A 4,078-nucleotide genomic window follows, 5' to 3' on the forward strand; every position below is an offset into this window, starting at 1 on the left:
CTGCGTTGTAGACGCCGATGTTCTTTTTTTTTTTCAAGCAGAAGACGGCATACGAGTTGTCTTAGGGTTCGTGGGCTCGGCGGGGGGCTCGGCGGCGGCGGAGGAGGAGGTGGCCGCCTGGTTCGACACCAAGCCGTCTATGCGGGAGGTGCTGGCCGTGGCGGCGCTGGCGTTCCTGGACGGGCTGGCCGAGCCGGACTTCGAGGTCCAGCTCGGGCGGCTGGAGCGGCTCTGCCACGAGAGCGGGCGGCGGCCGTACGGCGGCTCGCTGATCGCGGCCTCAGGGGGACTGGTCGGGTTCCGCGCGCCGGGCCATCGCGCGCGGGTGCTCGGGGAGCTGGTCGCCCGGTACGGGTTCTGGCTCTGGCAGCCGCTGCGCGAATGGGTGCGCTCGCTGGCGGGTGCGGGGCCCGAGGTGCAGGTGCGGGCGGCCGAAGGGGTGGCGGCGCTGGCGGCGTACTCCGTGAAGGAGGTCCGGGAGGAGTTCCTGGAGGTCTGGGCACGGGGTACGGCGGCTGAGCGGGTGGCGGCGGCGCACGCGCTGTCGTACATGTGCGCCGACGAGACCCTCGCACCCACGGCGCTCAGGGTGGCGCTGGAGTGGGCGGCCGATCCCGGGCACGTCCGGGCCACGGCGGCGGCCGTGGCGCTGGGCGGAGGGCTGGCCCTGCGCTTCCCCGCCGACTCGGTGCGGTCGCTGCACCGGCTCGGGGCTACCGGCGGCCCTGCGGCGAAGGTGGCCGGGCAGTCGCTGGCGCTGCTGCTCCGGCAGGCGGGCGGCCGCGACGACGACCGCTCCCGCGAGCTGACCGCGCTCGCCGCCGCGCTCCGCAACGAGTGACGCCCCGCTCCCGATCACGTCCAGACTTGGGGCGGCCGGGTCTCGGGACGGGTGCTCAGAGGCCGGCGACGCCGGTGATGCGGTGGAGGGCGAAGCGGTGGACGGCGGCCCTGGTCTCGTCATAGGCCGTCAGGTAGCCGCCCTCCATCCTGGCCGGTTCGAGGATGCGCGAGGTCGCGTTGCCCTGCGAGTCGAGGTAGCCGATCCACACGCGTACGCCCTGCTTGATCGCGTCCTGCAGGGCCGAGATCGTGGCGGTGGCGGGGCCGCGCGGCACCTGGCCGCCGGGCGCGGCGGAGGGCTCGCGCCGGCTCAGGTGCGCCGCGTCGCCGGCCCGCAGCGCGCGTACGGCCGCGACGGCCACGTCCGGGTCGACGCCGTTGGCCGACGACACGGCGCGGACGGGGGCCGGCCCTTCGGTACGGCGGCTGTCGAGCTGCGAGATGATCACGTCGCCGTCGAGCGACTCGGCGACGGGGGAATATCCCATGGCCCGCAGCGAGTCGACCAGCGCCGCCCTGGAGGAGCGGGAGGCGATGACGGTGGGAGCCAGCCGGCGCAGCCGCAGCGCGGCCGAGCGCCGGTCGGCGGTGATCTGGTCGAGGAGCGCGGGGTCGTCGCAGCGGATGTACGCGCTGGCCGTCCCGACCCGGATGCGGCCGTGCCGCCGGGCCACGTCGGTCACCAGGTACGACAGCGCCTGCGGCATCGGCGTGGCCGAGTGGCGGGCCAGGACCGAGACCAGCTCCTCGCCACCGTGGCCGGCGTCGAGCGCGCGCCGGATCGAGCCCTCGCTGAACCGGTAGACGGTGGCCCCGCCCTTCGACTCCACGTCGGCGGTGAGCGTCATCCAGCGGTTGAGCTCGCTCGTGAGCGGCCCGGGCGCGACGGCGGTGAGATCGGCCTGGAGCAGCACGTGATCGACGGGCTCAGGCAGCAGCGGCGCGAGCACCTGCGCGGGGTCGGCGCCGTCGAGCAGCGCCCGCCCGTGGCCCGACAGCGCGCCCAGCCCGGTCACCCCGACCTGCTCGGCCTCCCGCAAGGCGAACTCGGTGAGCTGCTCGCGCAGCGGCCCGCGCCGGCGGGGCTGCTCCCAGGCGAGCCGTTCGAGCACGGAGTCACGATCGGGCGCCAGGCCGGGCGCCGCGGCGAGCACGCCCAGCGTGGCCGCCCTGACGCCGGGCGCGGAGGCGCGGCGCAGGTCGGCGTGCAGGGCGTTGAGCGGCCTGTCGCGCTCGTCGCGCTCGCCGACCAGCCCCGGCAGCCGGTCCATCTGCAGCCAGGTGGTCGCGAGCGCCACCCAGCGGTCGGCGGTCGCCCGGACCCGCCACAGGTCGTAGCCGGAGGTCGGCAGCCATTCGCCGTCGACGCCGCCGCCGGCCGCGATCAGCCCGGCGGCGTGCGCCACCTCGATGACCAGCGCCGCCACCCATTCGGGCAGGTCCAGCTCGGTCGCGGTGCGTTTCAGGTCGCGTACGCCGAGTCCGCCGGTACGCAGCACGCCGGGCGGCTCGATGCTCCACCGCTCGCACAGCTCCTCGACCGACCTGACGAACGAGAACGCCTGCCCGGCCGCCGTACGGTCACTCAGCTCGCGGTCGCGGGCGGCGCCTCCGAGCGGCGGCGGCACGGCCATGAGATCGCGGTGCACCCGGCCGCCGCGCAGGTAGAGCCCGACCTCGCGGGGCAGGGCCACGCTCTCCTCGCCCGTGGCCGCCAGCAGCCCGCGGGCGAGCAGCTCCTCGATGGGGGAGCGGGCGGAGGCCGTACGGACCTCGCGCCTGGCGTTGGGCACGCGCCCGGTCGGCGGGCCCCAGACGAGCTGGTCGAGGGCGCCCCTGGCCTCGGCGGAGACCGACTCGATCAGCGCGGCGGGCGCGCTCAGCGCGGCCGCCAGCCGTTCCTTGCCGGAGCCCCGGGTGCCGGGCGCGATGTCGTCGGCCATCTCGTCGAGCTGCTCGGGAGCGTGATGCCGGAACACGTCGATCGCCTTCGGGCCCAGCCCGGCCGGGTCCTCCAGCACTTTGCGCACGCCTGGGCCCAGGTCGAGCGCGTCGTCGGGCCCGTAGACCAGCGCCAGCTCGGCCAGCCTGTCGAGCGCGGCCGACAGCGCCGGCTCGGGGCCGTCGCCCCGCGAAGCCGTGCCGTTACGCGACGGCGCATCACCCGGCGGCGCGGCGTCGTGGCCCGCCAGGGCCGCGCCGACGAGGTCGCGCAGCGCCTGCTTCGGCACCGGCCCGTCCTGTACGGCCAGCGTCTCGACGACGGCAAGCGTGAACCGGTCGAGCCGGTCGAGCACCCTGCCGATCGCCGAAGGACTGCCTGCCCGCGTCGCTAGACCCTCCAGGTGCGCCGGCACCGGAGTGATCAGCTCGGGACGCGCGGAGACCAGCGCCCGCAGCTGTGCGTCGGTGCGCCCCCTGATCCACTCCGTGAACTCCATCGTTGCCATGGTATGTCCCCCCTGATTGAGGCAGCATTACTAGGCGTGATAGAGCGCGCGGACCAGCTCGTGCTGAACTACGTGTCCAAGGCCGCGGACGCGGCCCACGGCGTGCTCAGGGCCGACCAGCGGCTCGACTTCGCCAAGCGGCTGCGGGCCAGGATCGAGGAGGAGCGGCAGGGCAGCCAGAACGCGCGTGAGGTGTCGAGGCTGCTGGCCAGGTTCGGCGATCCGGTCGCGCTGGTCGAGCGGGAGGCGCGCAGGCTGGCCGAGGCGGACGCGGCCGCGCGGCGCGGCTCCGGCGCGGCGAGCCCCGAACCCGCCGCTCAATCCGCCGCCGGTGCCTCCCAGGAAGGCGCGGGGACCGGCGGCAAGGGCGCGACGCTGCGTTTCCCCGCCATCGTCGACGACCGGGACCCGCCTCCCGGCGTCCAGGCCTACCGCAAGATCGCTCAGGAGCGGCTCGGCCGTCCGCCGGGCCGCGCCCTGCCGTTCGCGGGCCTGCGCAGGGCGGCCATGTCCAGCGCGAACCCGATGGCCACCGGCGGCAGGGACGCCAGGACCATCGTCAAGGAGCACCCGCGCGACACGGCCGCGCTGGCGCTGCTGGTGGTGGCCGCGCTGCTGGTGCCGTTCGGCCTGCCGGCCCTGGCGATCTTCGAGGTCCCGGTGCTGGTGTGGGCGGTCGGCGGCGTGCTGGTGCTGCTCAGCGCGAGCTGGAGCGCGCGCGACAAACTCGTGGGGGCCGGCGCGCCGCTGCTCGGCTACTCCGTGGGCGGGGTGGTCATCGGCGG

3 protein-coding genes are annotated in these 4,078 nt (G+C 75.5%); 2 read left to right on the plus strand and 1 reads right to left on the minus strand.

The window, feature by feature from the left end:
• Nucleotides 1-70 precede the first annotated feature (70 nt).
• On the plus strand, nucleotides 71-841 hold the full coding sequence (locus ETD85_RS60640) for a hypothetical protein (RefSeq protein ID WP_138698827.1): 771 nt from the start codon (nucleotides 71-73) through the stop codon (nucleotides 839-841).
• Between the two features lie 55 nt (nucleotides 842-896).
• Here ETD85_RS60640 and ETD85_RS60645 read toward each other — a convergent pair whose 3' ends face one another.
• Nucleotides 897-3,284, minus strand: coding sequence for a helicase C-terminal domain-containing protein (locus tag ETD85_RS60645; RefSeq protein ID WP_138698828.1), 2,388 nt, complete (start codon nucleotides 3,282-3,284; stop codon nucleotides 897-899).
• Nucleotides 3,285-3,329: 45 nt separating this feature from the next.
• Between ETD85_RS60645 and ETD85_RS60650 the strand changes: the two genes are divergently transcribed.
• The coding region (locus tag ETD85_RS60650; RefSeq protein ID WP_138698829.1) for a hypothetical protein at nucleotides 3,330-4,078 on the plus strand (749 nt) is incomplete at its 3' end.

Source organism: Nonomuraea zeae (assembly GCF_005889725.1).
GTDB lineage: Bacteria > Actinomycetota > Actinomycetes > Streptosporangiales > Streptosporangiaceae > Nonomuraea > Nonomuraea zeae.

Coding starts and splice junctions, on each gene's coding strand:
- ETD85_RS60645 (WP_138698828.1), bottom strand. CDS start 3,284: ATGGAGTTCACGGAGTGGATCAGGGGGCGCACCGACGCACAGCTGCGG.